At 61.4% G+C, this 18,157-nt stretch carries 14 protein-coding genes and 1 tRNA gene; 5 read left to right on the top strand and 10 right to left on the bottom strand.

Annotation, left to right across the window (positions count from 1 at the left end):
* Nucleotides 1-154: 154 nt before the first annotated feature.
* The 5 genes from ASD83_RS11555 to ASD83_RS11575 form a co-directional block, all read right to left on the bottom strand.
* Nucleotides 155-994, bottom strand: a complete 840-nt coding sequence (locus ASD83_RS11555; protein ID WP_056310994.1) for an ABC transporter ATP-binding protein — start codon at nt 992-994, stop codon at nt 155-157.
* Entirely contained in the window at nt 991-2,016 is a 1,026-nt protein-coding gene (locus ASD83_RS11560) for an ABC transporter ATP-binding protein (protein ID WP_056310996.1), read from the bottom strand. The genes ASD83_RS11555 and ASD83_RS11560 overlap by 4 nt, the downstream gene beginning before the upstream one ends.
* A gap of 2 nt (nt 2,017-2,018) precedes the next feature.
* Nucleotides 2,019-2,876, bottom strand: coding sequence for an ABC transporter permease (locus tag ASD83_RS11565; RefSeq protein ID WP_056310998.1), 858 nt, complete (start codon nt 2,874-2,876; stop codon nt 2,019-2,021).
* A 2-nt stretch (nt 2,877-2,878) separates the two neighbouring features.
* Entirely contained in the window at nt 2,879-3,883 is a 1,005-nt protein-coding gene (locus ASD83_RS11570) for an ABC transporter permease (RefSeq protein ID WP_056311000.1), read from the bottom strand.
* A 74-nt stretch (nt 3,884-3,957) separates the two neighbouring features.
* On the bottom strand, nt 3,958-5,856 hold the full coding sequence (locus tag ASD83_RS11575) for an ABC transporter substrate-binding protein (RefSeq protein WP_056311002.1): 1,899 nt from the start codon (nt 5,854-5,856) through the stop codon (nt 3,958-3,960).
* A gap of 328 nt (nt 5,857-6,184) precedes the next feature.
* Between ASD83_RS11575 and ASD83_RS11580 the strand changes: the two genes are divergently transcribed.
* On the top strand, nt 6,185-7,786 hold the full coding sequence (locus tag ASD83_RS11580; RefSeq protein WP_056311004.1) for a GH39 family glycosyl hydrolase: 1,602 nt from the start codon (nt 6,185-6,187) through the stop codon (nt 7,784-7,786).
* 746 nt (nt 7,787-8,532) lie between these two features.
* Here the strand turns inward: ASD83_RS11580 and ASD83_RS11585 are convergent.
* A complete protein-coding gene (locus ASD83_RS11585; protein WP_056311005.1) occupies nt 8,533-9,186 on the bottom strand; it encodes a GntR family transcriptional regulator in 654 nt (217 codons plus the stop codon).
* Between the two features lie 265 nt (nt 9,187-9,451).
* Nucleotides 9,452-10,489, bottom strand: coding sequence for a Gfo/Idh/MocA family protein (locus ASD83_RS11590; RefSeq protein ID WP_244489154.1), 1,038 nt, complete (start codon nt 10,487-10,489; stop codon nt 9,452-9,454).
* A gap of 204 nt (nt 10,490-10,693) precedes the next feature.
* Here ASD83_RS11590 and ASD83_RS11595 point away from each other — a divergent pair, with 204 nt between their 5' ends.
* Genes ASD83_RS11595 through ASD83_RS11610 form a run of 4 tightly spaced genes read left to right on the top strand, consistent with a single transcriptional unit; the run spans nt 10,694 to nt 14,947 of the window.
* Nucleotides 10,694-12,388: an IlvD/Edd family dehydratase gene (locus ASD83_RS11595; RefSeq protein WP_056312354.1), complete on the top strand. Its 1,695-nt coding sequence runs from the start codon at nt 10,694-10,696 to the stop codon at nt 12,386-12,388.
* Complete coding sequence (locus ASD83_RS11600; protein ID WP_056311009.1) at nt 12,381-13,241, top strand: amidohydrolase family protein; 861 nt, start codon at nt 12,381-12,383, stop codon at nt 13,239-13,241. The genes ASD83_RS11595 and ASD83_RS11600 overlap by 8 nt, the downstream gene beginning before the upstream one ends.
* A gap of 21 nt (nt 13,242-13,262) precedes the next feature.
* Nucleotides 13,263-14,189: a dihydrodipicolinate synthase family protein gene (locus tag ASD83_RS11605; RefSeq protein ID WP_056311012.1), complete on the top strand. Its 927-nt coding sequence runs from the start codon at nt 13,263-13,265 to the stop codon at nt 14,187-14,189.
* On the top strand, nt 14,186-14,947 hold the full coding sequence (locus ASD83_RS11610) for an SDR family oxidoreductase (protein WP_056311014.1): 762 nt from the start codon (nt 14,186-14,188) through the stop codon (nt 14,945-14,947). Before ASD83_RS11605 ends, ASD83_RS11610 begins: the two co-directional genes overlap by 4 nt.
* Nucleotides 14,948-15,088: 141 nt before the next feature.
* On the opposite strand, the gene ASD83_RS11615 is transcribed toward ASD83_RS11610, so the two are convergent.
* From ASD83_RS11615 to ASD83_RS11625, 3 genes are all read right to left on the bottom strand, one after another.
* Nucleotides 15,089-15,165 (bottom strand) — tRNA-Arg (locus tag ASD83_RS11615).
* Between the two features lie 122 nt (nt 15,166-15,287).
* Complete coding sequence (locus ASD83_RS11620; protein WP_056311016.1) at nt 15,288-16,715, bottom strand: sensor histidine kinase; 1,428 nt, start codon at nt 16,713-16,715, stop codon at nt 15,288-15,290.
* A 48-nt stretch (nt 16,716-16,763) separates the two neighbouring features.
* On the bottom strand, nt 16,764-18,152 hold the full coding sequence (locus tag ASD83_RS11625; protein ID WP_162249158.1) for an FAD-dependent oxidoreductase: 1,389 nt from the start codon (nt 18,150-18,152) through the stop codon (nt 16,764-16,766).
* Nucleotides 18,153-18,157 lie beyond the last annotated feature (5 nt).

Below are 18,157 nucleotides of genomic sequence, written 5' to 3' on the forward strand. Positions count from 1 at the left end.
ACCTGTCTCCGAGAATGAGCCGTTTGGCGGGCGGACTCCTAGGCGTGCTCGGTGACAGGTCCGTCTCAAAGCCATGGCGCTTTGACAAAGACTGGATGTCGATATGACGACAGATTGGCGGAGGGTTTCACCGCGACAGCGAAACCACCCGCCGCTAAAACGCCCGTAGCTTCTCCCGAATGATCGCGCTGGCAATAACCGGATCGGGCGGCAACACCGCATTGCGCAGCGCCCGCGAATATTCGTGGCTGGGATTGCCCAGCACATCCGCGGCCCGCCCCGCTTCCACCACGTCCCCCTTGTGCATGATGATGACCCGGTCCGAAATGTAATAGGCCGTCGACAGATCGTGCGTGATGTAGATGATCGAGACGCCGAGATTGTCTCGCAATTCCCGAAACAGGTTGACGATCGACATGCGCAACGAGGAATCGACCATCGACACCGGCTCATCGGCCACAATCAGCTTCGGCCCCGGTATCAGCGCCCGCGCCACCGCAATGCGCTGCAACTGCCCGCCCGATAGCTCATGCGAATAGCGCCCGCGCACCTCGGCCAGCGACAGGCCGACATGCTGCAGCGATTTATCCGTCGCCGCCTCCACCGCCGCCTTGTCCTTGAGCCCCAAAAAGCGCCGCGCCGTCGAGAACAGATAATAATCCAGCGTCGTCAGCGGATTGAACGCTTCGAACGGGTTCTGGAAAATCGGCTGCACCTTGGCCATGAAGGCGAGCCGCTCCTTGCGGCTCCGGATCGCGGCAATATCCTTGCCCATGAAGCGCAAGGAGCCACTGGTCGGCGTCTCGTTGCCGAGGATCATGCGCGCCGTCGTCGTCTTGCCGCTGCCCGATTCCCCGACAACCGTAAAAATCTCCGGCTTCTCTTCCTCGAGCGTGAAACTCACATGCTTGACCGCATGCAGCGTCGAGCGATCGAGAAAGCCGCCGATGCGATAGTCCTTGTTGACATCAGATAGTTCGAGCAGCGCGGTCATGCGGCTTCCATCTCCCCGGCGCGCCAGCAGGCGACCCGGCCATTATTGCGCGCTTCGAGCGGCGGATTGTCCGTTTTGCACTTGTCGATGGCGAGCGGACAGCGCGGATGAAAACGACACCCGCTCGGCGGATCGGCCAGATTGGGCGGCTTGCCACCCAGCGCCACGCGCTTGCGCGTATCGCCGATGCGCGGCAGGCTCGCGATCAGATGCGCCGTATAGGGATGCTGGGGCCGCTGGAACACGTCGAGCGTCAGCCCCTCCTCGACGAGCCTCCCCGCATAGACAATCCCGATCCGGTCCGCGATCGCTGCATGCACCGTCATGTCGTGGGTCACGAAAATGATCGAGGAGCCCATGCGCTGCTGCACGCCCTTGATCAGTGCCAGCACGTCCTGCTGCACCAGCACATCGAGCGCCGTCGTCGGCTCGTCGGCGATGATGAATTCGGGCTCACACACTGTCGCGAGCCCAATGGTGAGACGCTGCCGCATGCCGCCCGAAAGCTGATGCGGATAGGATTCGAGCACCCGCGGATCAAGCCCGATCCGCTGCAGGTGGCTCTCCACCTTCGCCCGGAATTCGCCTTCCGAAAGCCCCATATGCTTGAAGGCAAAGTCATGAAAAGCATGCTTCACCTTGCGCACCGGGTTCAGCACATTCATCGACCCCTGCATCACATAGGACAGATGCTTCCAGCGTGCCGCCTTCATCGCCGGGCGCTGGGCATAAACGTCCAGCTCCTTGCCCCCGAAGTCGAATTTCACCGATCCTTCCACCACCCGCAAAGGCGGCGTGATGGCTCCGGCAATGGTCTTGATCAGCGAGGACTTTCCCGAAGATGACTCCCCGGCGATCCCATAGATCTCATTGCGCTTGATGGTCAGGCTCACATCATCGACGGCCCGCACTTCGCGGCGCACGCCGAAATAGTTCATCTGATAATAGGCCTTGAGGCCTTCCACCCGAAGCACCGGCTTGGCTTCGACGCTCACAGGCGTTTTTTCAACTACAGTAAGCATGCTTACGCTCCCATCCGGCTAAGGCGGCTGCGGGGGTCGATATATTCGTTGACCGAAATGGCGAGGAGGAAGAGCCCGAGGAACAGCAGCACCACGGCAATGATCGGGAAGGCCATCCACCACCAGATGCCGGCAATGATGGCCTGGTGCTGGTTGGCCCAATAGATCATCCCGCCAATGGTCGGCCGGTTGATGTCGGAAAAGCCCAGCACCGACAGCGTCACCTCAAGCCCGATGGCCCAGATCAGATTGTTCATCGCCGTAAAGAAGATGACGGGCATCACATAGGGCAGATGCTGGCGCACCAGAATTTGCGGCACGCTCATGCCGGCAAACACGGCGTGGCGGGTGAATTCACGGCTCCGCAGGCTCAGTGTCACCGAGCGGATCAGCCGCGCATCATAATTCCAGCCGAGCAGCGCCGCCGTCATCGCCAGCACCGGCCAGCTCATCGAGTCACGCATCACGAAATAGACCAGCAGCAGGATCGGCAGATTGGGCAGTGCGATCATCGTATCGTTGATCGTCATCAGCACCTGATCCCACTTGCCCCCCAGATAACCCGAGATCATCCCCACAGCGACCGCGAGCAACCGGCTGACAATGGTCACGGTCAGGCCGAACAGCATGGTGTTCCAGATGGCCGCACTCATTTGCCAGAGCACGTCCTGCCCGCGCGATGTGGTGCCGAACCAGTATTCGGCCGAAGGCGGCATGTCGGGCGGCAATAGATAGATCGCCGTGTCCGGCAGCGGCGCCCAGAAATGCGCCAGGGCAAAGAGAAACACACCCAGGGTGAGGATGAAGCCGATGGCGAATTCGATATTGTAGCGCAGGAGATCGCGCAGAATCTTGAACATGGTCAGCCCAGCCTCACGCGCGGATCGATGAGCGGATAGAGAAGATCGATGATGAACACGGCCACCGCCACCGAGATGATCGACATGGTCGTCACCCCAAGCACCAGCGAATAGTCGCCGCGATAAATGCCCTGAATAAGCAGCCGTCCCACACCGGGATAGTTGAACAGGAACTCGGTGATCACGGCACCGCCGAACACATTGCCAAGGCTCAGTGCCAGGCCGGTCAGCTGCGGCAAGAGCGCATTGCGCGCCACATATTGGGAGAAGATTTTGCCCGAATTGACCCCGCCCAATTCGGCATAGACCACGTGATCGTCGGTGACGATATTGGACACCAGCGAGCGCATGGAAATGAACCACCCGCCTATGCCCACCAGCACCAGCGTCAGGGCCGGCAGCGTGCCATGGAGAATCAGCGAGCGGATATAGTCGAAGGTAAAGCCGGGTTGCAGGTTCATCTGCGCCCCGCCCGAAATCGGCAGCACCGGCCAGATGAACCCGAGGGCCAGGAGCAGCACGAGGCCGATGATATAGGCCGGCACCGGATGCAGCGCCATGATCGCCGCGCCGGAGAGTTTTAGCAGCAGGTTCGAGCGATAATAGCCCGCCAGCGCCCCGAGCAGATTGCCCAGCGTCCAGGTGAGGACCAGGGCCAGGGTAAGGAGCCCGATGGTCCAGGGCAGCGCGCTCATGATCAGCGACATGACCGGCGTCGGAAATGCCGAGAGCGAGGGCCCGAAATCGCCACGCAGCACCCGTCCCCAGAAGGAGACATATTGATCCAGGATCGTGCCCTGGAGCCCATAAAGCTCCTGCAGCGCCTGCCGCATCAATTCGACCGAGCGCGGATCGGTAGCGCCGAAACTGGTCATCAACGCAACCGACTGCTCCACCGGATCGACCGGGGAGAGGTTGGTGATGAGGAAAGCCAGCGAAACACCCAGGAAGATCACGAGGAAAAACTGGAAGAAGCGCCGGACGAGATATTTGGCGAAGCCGTCCATCTGCGTGCCCGTTCTCGAACAATAAGTATCGGAAGGAGCGGGCGGGGGGTTTTGGCGCCCCGCCCGCGTGAGGCTTATGGTGTGGTCGCGTTGGCTTCCAGCGCCACGATCATGTAGCGCAGGTTGCTCCAGTTCGGACCGGAAGCCGCATAGGGGTTCGCAGCGCTCGGATAACCCGTCCAATAGGTCGTGTCGAAAGGCGCGAACTTGTTGTAGGCCATCAGCGGAATGAACGGCATCTCCTCGACGGCGAGCTTGAGATAATCCATCCCGAGTTCGACCACTTTCGGATCGTCGAACCCGACCGTGCGGTTGGCTTCGATGATCTGGTCGAGGCGTTCATCCTGCCAGCGCGTCAGATTGCGCGGCGGCTGGATTTCGCCGGCCGGCTTGATGAAGTCCGAATGGTAGCTCTCGAGGAAGAAGGAGAGATCGGGGTGACCGCCCCAGGTCTCGACCGTCCAGTAGATCGCCGCCTGATAGTCGCCACCGCCGAGACGCTGGCCGTTGGTCGGGCCGGCCACATCGACCGTCGTCTGGATGCCCTCCATCGACCACTGCTGGGCGATGATCGTGCCGGCACGCGCCAGCGTCGGAATGGCGTCGCCTTCAACCATCAGCTTGATGGTGAACGGGGTACCATCGGGCTTCATCCACTGGTTACCATTCTTGGTGAAGCCGGCCTTTTGCAGCAGTTCGCCTGCCGCCGCCGCGTCGGTCTTCCACCAGCCTTCGCCGAACATGGCTTTCAGCTGCGTCGGATCGGACGGGATCTGATCGCCCCACTGGGGTTTGACCAGCGCCGCAATCTGCTCGGCCGTCGTCGGATCATAGGGCTTGATCGTGCGGGTGCCGGTATTGACCTCGTAATTGGCGAGCCATTCCTGCATCGGCTGATAATAGTCGGTGATCGCCGAACCCGTTGGCGGGGTCGAGAGCGCAGCCAGGTTAGCCGCACCGCGATACGAGCCCATGGCAACCGAACGAATGTCGATCAGCAGCGCCAGCGCCCAGCGCACATCCTTGTTGTCGAACGGAGCAACCTGATGGTTGAACAGCACCGATGGCAGCGTCGGATCGGGATGCGCAAAGGGGAAGCCCGGGAACCAATAGGCCGTCGTATCAGGCGCATCACGGGCAATGGTGAACATGCCCTCGGGCGCGATGTCGTTGATCACGTCGAGATTGTGGTTCATCTGCTCGATGACGCGCGCATCCGGATTTCCCGCATTGCGATAAACCACATATTTCACATCCGGCGCCTTATCGAGCCCCATGCCGATGGACGTGCGCTGCCAATCGTCGCGCAGCTTCCAGATCACCCAATTGCCGGCGGTGTCATAGCTATGGAGCACATAGGCCGAGAGCGAGACCGGCGGATTGGCCGCATAGGTCAGCGGATCGTCGACCGTTTCGAACACATGCTTGGGCATGATCCAGGCCGCATTCCAGCGCACCGTAAAGAGCGTATGGAACCGCGAATTCGGCGCCTTCAGATTAAAGACCACCGTATTGCGATCCGGCACCTCGACGCTTTCCACGTTCACCGTAAACGGCGCGCTCCAGCCCATGCCGGGATGCGCGATCTGCGTATCGACCGTATATTTGACGTCATCGGCCGTGAACTCGACGCCATCGCTCCAGAAGATGCCCTCCCGGAGCTTGACCGTCATCTGCGTGAAATCGTCATTGTAAACCGGCTTGTCTGATGCCAGCGCATTGGTCCAGGCCGCGTCGCCCGTCCCCTCGGGGTTGATCCACCAGAGCGTATCGGCGGTCAGCTGCTGATTGCCATTGGTCGATGCACCACCGCCCGGCGCCCAGAGATTGAACCATTCGGCGTTCTGCGCCGCTGGCCCCTGGATGATCAATGCCTCGTTGCGGGGGATACCCGCGATGAAATCCTGGGCAGCAACCGGCATCGCCATAGCGGCGATGGCAAAAGCGGCTGCGGCCAGCTTCCTGAAATGCATGGTCGTTCCTCCTGATGCCCGCAAAAGCGGACAGCGACCCCGCCGAACCCCAGGGTCCGAACTCGTCGCCTCCCTCGTCTCGTGACAGCGCCGCGCATATTCCTCCCGCGGCCCTGCTGTCCGCTTTATCGACAATTTTTGAGGCAAGAGCAACAGGATTATCGACAAAATATATGAAACGCCCATCCTTTTCCGCGGTTTTGCGCAATTTGTGCTGCCAAATTCACTGATATTATTGACAACAAGGCTCGGATTGGTAGGGTGATATCGACGATCGCGACAGTGGATCGCGATGCATTTCCCAGGCAATCAGGGTGGAGAGAAGACAATGACAGCGACTTACGACGTCCGCATCGAGGTGGACGCGGGCGCCAGCCGCGGCGCATACCGGCCGTTATGGAACTGGTGGGGCTATGACGAGCCCAATTATACGGACACCGCCAACGGCAAGAAGCTGCTCAAGGAATTCACCGAGCTCAGCCCCGAGCCGCCCCGCATCCGCACCCACAATCTGCTGACCTCGGGCGATGGCAAATATGCCCTCAAATGGGGCTCGACCAATGCCTATACCGAGGATGCCGACGGCAATCCGATCTATGACTGGACCATCATGGACGGCATTTTCGACGCCTATGTCGAAGCGGGCAATATTCCCCTGATCCAGATCGGCTTCACCCCCGAGGCCCTGTCGGCCGATACCGGCCCCTATCGCCATTCCTGGGGCCTCGCCGAGGCCTATGCCAAGATCACCACCGGCTGGGCCGCCCCGCCGAAAGATCTCAAGAAATGGGGCGATCTGATCTACGCCTGGGCCCGCCACCTCGCCGATCGCTATGGCGAGGAAAAAGTCCGCACCTGGCCCTGGGAAGTCTGGAACGAGCCCGATGGCGCCTATTGGACGGGTACTGTCCGCGAATTCTTCGACATGTATGTCGTCTCCGCCAATGCGGTGAAATCAGCCATTCCCGGCTCGCGAATCGGCGGCCCGCACACCTGCGGCGCCTTCAACAACCCGAAGGCCCAGGCATTCCTGCGCGAATTCCTCGGTTATGTCGTCGCTGAAAACGCCCCGATCGATTTCATCGCCTTCCACGCCAAGGGTAATCCGGTGATCTGGAAGGACCATGTCCGCATGGGCCTCCATAAACAACTCCGCGACATCGAGGCCAACCTCGCCATCGTCAACGAATTCCCCACCCTGCGCCATTTGCCGACGGTCATCGGCGAATCCGACCCCGAAGGCTGCGCCGCCTGCTCGGCCCGCGTTCACCCGCAAAACGGTTACCGCAATGGCCCGCTATACGGCGCCTATATCGTTGAAAGCATGATCCGCACCTACGAACTCAGCCAGCGCGCTGGCATCGAGATCGAAGGCGCCGTCACCTGGGCCTTCCTCTTCGAAGAGCAGCCCTGGTTCGATGGTTTCCGCGATATGGCCACCAATGGCGTCGACAAGGCGGTGCTCAATGGCTTCCGCATGCTCGGCAAATTGAAGGGTGAATGGGTCGAGGCCAAGTCCGACCACGCCATCGACATCCAGACCATCATGGAACACGGCATCCGTGACCAACCCGACGTCAACGCCGTCGCCACCCGCGACGACACCGGCGTCAGCGTCCTTGTCTGGAACTACCACGACGACGACGTCGAAGACGGCGCCGCCAACGTCACGCTAACCCTCAACAACCTCAAGCCCGGCCGCCACAAGCTGACCCACTACCGCATGGACAAGGACCACTCCAACTCCTTCGCCGTGTGGAAAGCCATGGGCTCCCCCCAGTCGGTCACCGGCGAAAACTACAAGAAACTCGAAGCCTCCGGCCAACTCGCCGTCCTCGAAACCTCAACCGCCGACGCCACCAATGGCGCCGTCACCCTCTCAACGCAACTGCCAAGGCAAGGCGTCTCCCTGATCCGCATCGACTATTGATCTCAACATCAATTCAGCGCCTCCCTGATCGATGCGCCCGCACCCCGCCGACCCTCCCTGCGGCGGGGTGCAGTTTTTTCCAATTGCTAGATTTCGACGACGGCGTAACCACCTCCGCTCCAAGGCCGCTAAATGACCGCAAGTGGAATCAAGCGGCGAGCGCTGTGAAATTTCCATTTGCAATGAGGGGTAGATCAAACCAATATCAAGACAATGAGCCATGCCGTCTTGCCGCCGACCGGATATAATTCATGACGATCGTGTCGCGTCTGTTTTTTCACTGCAGAGTATTGCTACAGGACATTCTTCTTCAGCGCCGCGCCGTTTTGTTCGTAACTGCCCTCTTAGGCGTCTGCTGTCTGGTCGCCTATTTTTCGGGACTATTTTTCAGGCTCTCCGATCCATTTGTTCCCGCAATTCGCTACCCAATGCGATAGACGCAGCAGCTCGATCACATCCCACGACTTTTTTCCGCCCCATCGGGGAGAGGGTGGATCGCGCGAGACGGGTGAGGGGGGCCTTCCGGCAAACACAGCGTTTGCCAACACCCCCACCTAACGTCCCCCTGGTAGGGGAGGGATGCATCGGGCTTGCGGTATGTCCTGAGAGCCACCGGCCCAATCCCTCCCCCTACCAGGGGGAGGCTAGGTGGGGGTTCTTCCCCAGCCCTGCGCGCATAGCGCTCCGGACGTTCGGCCCTTAAGTCGCCGCACCGGGGCGATTTCCCCGCCTCCCCGGCAGAAACCCTACTCCACCAGCCCAATATACCGCCGCTTCGACGGCTGCAGATGATCCACGCACAACTGGGCAAGCAGCCAGTTATCCCGTCCACCCAGCATCTCGATCATCAACCGATGCTGACTATGCGAAATATCGAGCGCCGATCGATCCGCCATCGAGTTCGCCCGCACCGGCAGGCTGTAGCGCATATAAAGCTCGATGGTCTGCACCAGATACTTGTTCCCGCAAGCACCGAACAGGGTCAGGTGAAACCGGTCATTGGTCTCGTGCACACCGCGGAGATACCCGCTCTCGATGTGCTCGCCATGCTCGGCATGGATTTCGAGCAATTCATCAATAAGAGCCTGCGGCGCCGGCAGCGGAATAAGCAGTGCCGCCTGCCGCTGCACCAGTTCGCGCACGGCATAAATCTGCCGCACCTCGTCCGGCGTCAGCGTGCGCACCATCGCGCCCTTGTTCCGCTCGCGCACAACAATGCCCATCTGCTCGAGCTGCACCAGCGCCTGCCGCACAAAATGCCTTGTCACCGGAAAGCGCGAGAGCAATGAGTCCTCGGTCAACCGCGCCCCCGGCGCCAGACGACCAAAAATAATGTCTTCTTCGAGCGCCCGAGCAATACCCTCGTGGTCGAGGTCGGTTACGTCGATATCGTCAGCCATGAAAGAGCCCCGCAGGCAGTCTGCCTCGTCTTCTATCAGATAGAGCGTTTTCAGGAAAAGTGGCTGCCACTTTCCGGCACGAAAGCGCGATGAAACGCCGGTAATTCCAGTAGCCCTCATGGTGAGGTGCGAAGCGCAGCGTAGCCTCGAACCACGAGGGTGTGCCCCGATGTTTCAGCACCACGCCCCTCGTGGTTCGAGGCTTTGCTCTGCAAAGCACCTCACCATGAAGGCTACTGTTAGATCAGCCAAACCGTGAAACACTCTAGGGATTGTTCGCCGGTTCGGAGAAACGATGAACGGCTCTGGCCGCAGCCGGTTTAAATCCACTCACCCGATAGGCCGCCTCAACCAACCGCAGTGTTTCCAGATTATCCACCGCACTCGTCTCGAACGCGCCGCCCCGCGTCAACGCCGACACGAAATGCGCAATCGCCCCATCATAAGCGGCCTGATAGCTCGCTCCCGGATCAAACACCATTTCCCGCGGCCGCGGCCCAAAGAGCCGCAACACGGCTCCATCGAGATGCACCGTCCCCGCCGAGCCAAAAATCCACAGCTGATCGCCCGGCGCCGGCGGCGCCCCATGCACCGCGAGATTCCCCGACACATTCAGCGGAACCCCATCGCCGCGCCGGCTCAGCCCCAAAATGGCGCTGTCCTCACCAATAATCTCGTCATTGCTCCGCCCCAACCGCGCCGAGTGAAGATCGAACTCCCCAAACAGCGCGCGCAGCGTATCGAGGTGATGAATAAGCACCTCCATCACCAGCAGCCTTTCTTCGCCCCGGAAAAACGGCTGCCGCACCAAAGCCGGCCTCTGCCCGTCCGCCCCGGCAATCATGCCGCTCGAATGAAAATCGAGCCTGATCGAAACAATGTCCCCCACCACCCCCGCCTCAAGCCAGGCCCGCAATTCCCGATAATAGGGTCGAAACCGCCAGTTCTCATGCACCATCAGCGGCACGCGGTTTCCCAGGTCTGCCACCAGCGCTTCCGCCTCCGAGAGATCGACGCCCAATGGCTTCTGGCACAGCATCGGCAACCCCGCCGCCGCGCCCGTCCTCACATTATCAGCATGAAACCGCCGCGGCGTTGCAATATCGAGCGCATCGAGGTTTTCGCCCGCGATCATCGCCTCAAGACCGGAATAGCGCCCCCCAATCCCAAAGCCATCCGCCCGCGCCGCCAGCGCCACCGGATCAGGATCGCATATGGCCACCACCTCGGCACGCTCCACCTTCGCCCAGGCCGGCAGATGATATTGCGTTACCCACCCCGCACCCACCAAACCAATACGCACCACAACCCTCTTATCAATAATATCACCAGACCCGATCCACAGGGGATCGTCAGTGATTATGACGATTTCCCTGACTTTATGCGAGTTTCAGAGTTTCGTACACCCATATATCGCAATTCAACGATCCGCATTATTGACAATAATCCAAATGGCTGTAGGAATGCCCGAAGGATGCCGCATCATAAAGCGGCCGGGAGGATTATGGTGACGCGCGGGCTTCGCAGACGTTTGACAAGCTATGGCGACCAGGATTTTTCCCTGTTCCTGCGCAAAGCTTTCATCAAGGCAATGGGCTATTCCGACGACGCGCTCGATCGCCCCATCGTCGGCATTGCCAATACCTATTCTGACTACAATCCCTGCCACGGCAACGTCCCGCAGTTGATCGAAGCCGCCAAGCGCGGCGTGATGCTCGCCGGCGGCATGCCCATGGTTTTCCCGACCATGTCGATCCACGAGAGCTTTGCCTCCCCCACCTCGATGTTCCTGCGCAATCTCATGGCCATGGAAACCGAGGAAATGGTCCGCGCCCAGCCGATGGATTCGGTCATTCTGATCGGCGGTTGCGATAAAACCATTCCGGCCCAGGTCATGGCCGCCGCGTCGAGCGAAGTCCCCGCCATTATTCTCCCCACCGGCCCCATGGATACCGGCAATCATCGCGGCGAGCGCCTCGGCGCCTGCACCGATTGCCGTCGCCTCTGGGCCCAGTTCCGCGCCGACCAGATCGACGAAGCCGAGATCAACGAGATCAACGGCCGCCTCGCCAGTTCCGTCGGCACCTGCACCGTCATGGGCACTGCCTCCACCATGGCGGCGCTGGTCGAAGCCATGGGCCTCGCCTTGCCGATGTCCGGCTCCGCCCCCGCCACCTCGTCCGAGCGTTTCCGTCTCGCCGAAGAAACCGGCCGCGCCGCCGTCGCCATGACCGAAACCGGCCTCACCACCGCCGAAGTGCTGACCCCGCAGGCTCTCCGCAATGGCCTTGTTACCCTGCAAGCGCTCGGGGGTTCGACAAATGCCGTCGTGCATCTCGCCGCCGTCTATGGTCGCTTGGGCAAAAAACTCGACATGGCTGAGTTCGACGCTATCGGTAAAGAGGTGCCGGTCCTGGTCGACCTCAAACCATCGGGCAGCGGCTATATGGGCGAGTTCCATGCCGCCGGTGGCGTCCCGCGCCTCCTGTCCGAGTTGACCGACCTCCTCGACCTCACCGCCCCCCGCGCCTTTGGCGGCACGCTTGGCGATGCAGTGGGCAACCTGCCCTCGCGCCACGAAGAGCAGATCATCCGCCCGCGGAAGAATCCAATCTCAGCCTCCGGCGCCATCGCCGTTCTCTCCGGCAACCTCGCCCCGCGCGGCGCCGTGATAAAACACTCTGCCGCCGATCCAAAACTGCAAGTCCACGAAGGCCGCGCCGTGGTCTTTGACTCGGTCCAAGACATGACCGAGCGCCTCGAAGACCCCACCATCACTGCCGGCGACGTCCTGGTCCTCCGCAATGCCGGCCCCAAGGGCGCTCCCGGCATGCCCGAGGCCGGCTACATCCCCATTCCGCGCCATCTCGCCCGCCAAGGCGTGAAAGACATGGTGCGCCTATCCGACGCCCGCATGAGTGGCACCGCCTTTGGCACCGTCGTCCTCCACATCACCCCCGAAGCCGCCGATGGCGGCCCCCTCGCCGCCGTTCGCACCGGCGACCGCATCCGCCTCGACGTCCCCAACCGCCGGTTAGAATTGCTGATCACCGCCGCGGAACTCGACACACGCATGGCCACCCTGCCCCCGCCGCCGCCATCGCCCCCACGCGGCTACGCGCAGCTTTATGATCGCCACGTCACCCAGGCCGATGATGGTCTCGACTTCGATTTCCTGATGGCCGCCCAAGAAAATGGCTGACCTGCTCGACGCCCCGCTTTGCTTGCCGCCACGCCCTTTGCGCAATCCGGCCAATCTGCGCCTGCCGCCAAACACCTGCGATGCGCACTTCCACGTCTTCGCCCGCGAAGCGCCGCTGGCCTCGCCCCGCAGCTACACGCCGGAGATGCTGACCATCGAGAACTGGCTCACTCTGGCCGACACATTTGGCATCGCCCGCGGCGTCCTCGTCCAGCCCAGCGTTTACGGCCTCGACAATCGCGTCCTCCTCGCCGCCCTCGCCGGACGCAGGGATCGCCTTCGCGGCGTCGTCGTCATTCCACCCGAAACAACTGACGCCGAACTCCGCCGCCTCGACTCATCAGGCGTCCGCGCGGTCCGTTTTAACCTGTGCAATAAATCTGGCATCGGCTTCGACGCTTTTGCCGAACTCGCCCCCCGCATTCGCGCCCTCGGCTGGCACGCCCAGTTCCAGATCAGCCCCGAAGCCATCGGCACCGTCACCGAGCTGACCGCGCGCCACGACATCACCGGCGTCATCGATCACCTCGCTTTCATTCCGCTCGACAGCCCCGGCACGGCCCTCGAAGATCTCGCCCGCGCCCTTGAAACCGGACGGGTCTATGCGAAAATTTCAGCGCCTTATCGCCTCGGTAGCGCGAAGTATGACGCAAACTTCAAACGGGCACTCTCGATGCTAACAGTCTGCTACCCAACTCGCCTCCTATGGGCCAGTGATTGGCCCCATACCGAGCTGTTCGAGACCATGCCTGAAGACGACGACCTGATCGCCCTCAGCCTCGACGCTTTGCCCGCCGAAGCGCAGGCTGCAATCTTCGCCGACAACGCCCAAAACCTCTATTTCCAGCACTGACCCCTACCCCGGAGCCGCCCGATGCCCTTGCTGACCGAAGCCGCCAAAGGCGTCTATGTCATTGCCGTTACACCATTTTCCGACAATGGCGACGTGGATTGGACCAGTGTCGACCGCATGGTCGACTTCTACGAGGAGAAGGGCGTCACCGGCCTGACCATCCTCGGGCTCCTCGGCGAAGCCCCAAAAATGACCTCCGAAGAATCCAAAGCCATCGCCAAGCGCGTCATCTCCCGCGCCAAAGTCCCCGTCATCGTCGGCGTCACCGCCCCCGGCCTCGCCCCAATGCGCGAACTCGCTGATTCCGTTATGGAATTCGGCGCCGCCGGCGTCATGGTCGCCCCGCCCTGGACCACCAAAACCGACGACCAAGCCTACGCTTTCTACGCTTCAGTCGGCGAAACCCTCGGCAAAACCCCCTTCGTCCTCCAGGACTACCCGCTCACGACCAACGTCACCATCGCCCCAAAAGTCATCGACCGTATCGTTAGAGATGTCCCCAACTGCGTCATGCTCAAGCACGAAGATTGGCCGGGCTTGAGCAAAATCACCGCCCTCCGCGCCAGTAGCGACAAAGGCGAAACACGAAGGATTTCAATCCTTTGCGGTAATGGCGGTCTCTTCCTTCCCGAGGAAATGGGGCGCGGTGCCGATGGCGCCATGACTGGTTTTTGCTACCCCGAAATGATGGTCGGCGTTGTCGCCAACTACGCCAAGGGCGAGATCGAACGCGCCCATGACATCTTTGACGCCTACCTCCCCCTTGCCCGCTACGAACAGCAGCAAGGCATTGGTTTATCTGCAAGAAAATACGTTCTAGCCAAGCGCGGCGTCATCTCCTCCGCCGCCTTGCGAAAACCCGGCGGAGCCTTGTCCCCCAAGGACATAGCCGATGTCGAACGCCTCCTCGCCCGCCAAACCAAACGCCTCGCGGAGATCGGCGCATGAAACTCGGTCTCGAAGGCAAACGCGCCGTCGTCCTCGGCGCCAGCAAGGGTCTTGGCGCCGCCATCGCGCAAACGCTGGCGGCAGAAGGCGCCACCGTCATCGGCGCCGCACGTACTGTGGAAGCAATTGAAAAGCTTGGCAATAACATATCGGGCCTGTCACTGGACCTCACGGACCCAGCCTCAGTCCAAGCCTTCATCGACAGCGTGCTCGCCTTCGGTGGCGCCGATATCCTCATCAACAATTCCGGCGGTCCCGCCCCCGGCGAAGCATCCGCCCTGCCCGCCGAGGACTACACCAAAGCCTTCAACACCATGGCCGCCCCGCTCATCGCCATCACCCAGGCCCTGCTCCCAGGCATGCGCGCCAAAAAATGGGGGCGCATCATCACCTTGACCTCATCCGGCGTCGAAGCCCCGTTGCCCCGCCTCGCCCTCTCCAACTCCATCCGCCAGGCCCTTGTGGGCTGGAGCAAAACCCTCGCCGGCGAGGTTGCTGCCGACAACGTCACCGCCAATATCATCGTCCAAGGCCGCATCCACACGACCCGCGTTGACGAACTCGACGCCGCCGCCGCCAAACGCCTGGGCAAGAGCATTGAAGACATAAAGGCCCAGTCGATCGCCACGATCCCGGCAGGCCGCTACGGGCGCCCAGAAGAGCTAGCCGACGTCGTCGCCTTCATCGCCAGCGAACGCGCCTCCTACATCACCGGCAGCCTCATCCGCGTAGACGGCGGCATGATCCGCTCGATCTGACCCGACAAAAAACTCTGAAATCTATTGCCAGATCAACGTTTTGCCCGCTTTGAGGCCATCCTCAAAGCGGCGCAATGCGGCCACGCGCAAAGGGTCACAAAACCACTTCGACAAGCTGAAGATTTATACTGTTGAGAGAAATGGCGCGCCCGAAGAGATTCGAACTCCTGACCCCCAGATTCGTAGTCTGGTGCTCTATCCAGCTGAGCTACGGGCGCGCATACCGCTGAAACGCGGTGGGCATTCGGTTAAGAGCGGGTCGCTCTTCCGAAGCGAGGCAACCCATATAGCGGTGTTCCGCGCATTGCAAGCGTGTGACAAAAGCTTTTTGCGTTTGCGCTCAAAGGCTGTGAATATCTTTTGGCAGGGTCAGCGTGAACCGCGTACCCGGTTCTTCCATATCGACATGGCGCAGGGTTCCGCCATTGGCCTCGGTCAACTCGCGGGCAATGGCAAGGCCCAGCCCCGTACCGCCGGCACGGGCTGATCCTTCAAAAGCGACAAAGAGATTGTCGCGCGCGCGGGGCGGCAGGCCGGGACCATTATCCGTGACGCTGAGGACCGCAGTAGCGCCCTCTACGCCGACAGTGACGTCGATACGATGCTCGCCGGGCCTCTGGCCGGCCTCCAGTGCCTCGCGGGCATTCTTGAGGAGATTGACGAGGACGCGCGTCATCTGCCCCCCATCGACAAAGACCAGCAGGTCATCGGGCACGGTGCTCGAAAAGGCGATGGTTGGATGACCCACGAGATGGGCCTCGAAGGCGGCATCCTCGACCAGCGCCTTGAGGTTGACCGATGTCGGCTGCGGCACGCTCGCGGCCTCGCGGCCATAATCAAGCACCGACTGAGCAAAGCCAATGGCGCGGTCCAGCGTCGTCACGAGACGCGGCGCGAGCCGCTGCACTTTCGGATCATCAAGCGTCGCCACCTGGTCAGAGAGCAATTGTGCCGAGGTGAGTGTATTCCTCAGATCATGATTGATCTTGGCGACGGCAAGCCCGAGATCGGCCAGGTGCCGCTGTTGGCGCAGCATAGCGAAGAGTTCGCTCTCCATGGCCGAAAGTTCACGCTCCAGCGTACCGATTTCGTCGGCGCGCTGCGTTGGTGCCAGAATCAGCGTGGCGTTTTCCGGCGCCTTGCGGAAACTGAGAATATTGGTGGTCAGCCTTTGCACCGGCAGGATGAAAAGCCGGCTCACGAGCATATAGAGAGCAAAGGCGGTAACCGCGGCAATGCCGAGCGAGACCAGCACGATATTGCGCGAATAGTCGATCATGTCGCTGCGTAGCGGGCGCTCGGGCATGAGAATTTCAATGAGGCTCTCGTCGAGATCGCCTTCGCCCACAATGCGGAGCGTGCGCCCCGGGCCGGCAAAGAGCGTATCGAGCGCGCCGACAATGAGGCTCGGCAGGTCGCGCTGGCGCATGTCGGCGGTGACGACCCGTTCCGGCGTTACCGGATCGGCAAGCTCGATGAGCTGGCTCTGTCCGGCCCGGCGATAGACGATGGCATTGGCCCCGGCCGAGGTCAGCAGGCGGTCCGTCAGATTGCGCGGCAGCGCCATGACGTCGGGCACGGCGTCGAGCACGCGCGCCGCCACGATGCCGACGCGCAACCGGTCATCGAGCCAGGAGGCGCGAAAGGTGGCGAGCGAGGGCAGATAGACTATGATTTCGACGAGCAGAATCACCGCGATGATGGCGGCGATCAGCTTGTTCGAAAGGCCGGAAAACCGGCTCGGTGTGGCGTTGGATTCGTCTGTCATCGCGACTCGATCATAGGAGATGACAGGCCGGGACGTCAGCCCCTCGGCCTAAAACCCCAGCCGGCGCCGCAGCGTCCGGCCACCCTGCCCCTTAGTCGATACGTTTCTGGCGGCCAGATAGTTCTCTCCAAGGCGAGAAAAAACCTCAAAAAGACTTGGGCGCGGCAGGGGCAAGTCGGCGAGATCGGCAAGCCCCACCTTGCGATTCATGGCCAGCGCAAGGGTTCCAGCCAGTTCCGCCGCGAAGGGATCGACTATCGTTGCACGCTGGATTTGACCTTTGCCATCGAGCGTCACTTTGACGAGGCCACGATCGCTGCCCATGGCAGCCGCCCGGTCGTTCTCGGCCATGTTCTCCCGCAGGATCGTGTCGCCCGCACGAGCTTTGCTGGTATTGGGCAAAAGCGGCCCGATCTGGGCAATGGCAGGTTCGGTTTCAACGAGGCGCGGAACGGGAAACGCCGCATTCGTCCGTCCCCGCCCGAGCAAAGCGTCGACCACAGTGCGGCCATGCGCTCGCGCCGCGCTCCAGTCGTCGTGCCCTGCGGCTATGCCGACGGGACGAATGGTTCGAGACGAGGTGGCGCCCGGTTTCAATCGCGCCTTGGCAATATCGAGTTCACCGAGATCGACCTTTCGCCCGGCCGATATCAACACATGTGAGGCATCGAGCACTTCGCGCTCGCCGCCCTCGATTTCGATCTCGATGCCTATCCCCTGCGAGCGCCGTTTGATGGCAACAATGCGCGCGCCGGACCGCACCGATATACCTTCATCCGCAAATGCCGTGAGCAGAAGCGAAACCGCCTCGGGATCGAACTCGGGCAAGAGCGGGCCATGTGGCACCAGCGTCACGGCCGCGCCAAGGCGGCGCTGCAATTGCGCTTGCTCGAGCGCGGCGTTGTCCGAGCCGATAATGACGAGATGAGTCAGCTTGCGCTGATTTTCGAGGATCGAATCCACGGTGAGGACATCGATGTCACCAAGACCGGGAATATCCGGAACAGCGGGCGCGCCGCCAATGGCGATAATGACCCTGCCCGGCTTGATGGTAATGTCGCCAACGAGCACCGACCGTCCATCGACAAAGCTGACGGCACCACGCATCACCGTAACGCCCTGCGCGGTCAAAATTTCCGGCGAGGTCGCGCGAAGGCGATTCTCGACCAATCGCGTTGCGCGCTCGGCCACCTGCTTGGCTGAAAGCTTGAAATCGGAAGCGCCAACGCCAAGCTCTGGCGCGCGCCGCATATCCTGAGCCCGCTTGGCACTCTGCACCAGCGAGGCCATGCGTAGCGCTTGATGGGCAGCATCGCCCGGCTCGGGCCGGTCTCGATCAGCGAGGACAACGCTGGCGCCAAGGCGTCGCGCATAAAGGGCCAGATCGATACCGAGCGTCCCGGCACCGATTATGCAAAGGTCAGGAGAAGTGGACACGAGCC

The sequence above is a fragment of the Devosia sp. Root685 genome (assembly GCF_001427875.1).
Classification (GTDB): Bacteria; Pseudomonadota; Alphaproteobacteria; order Rhizobiales; family Devosiaceae; genus Devosia.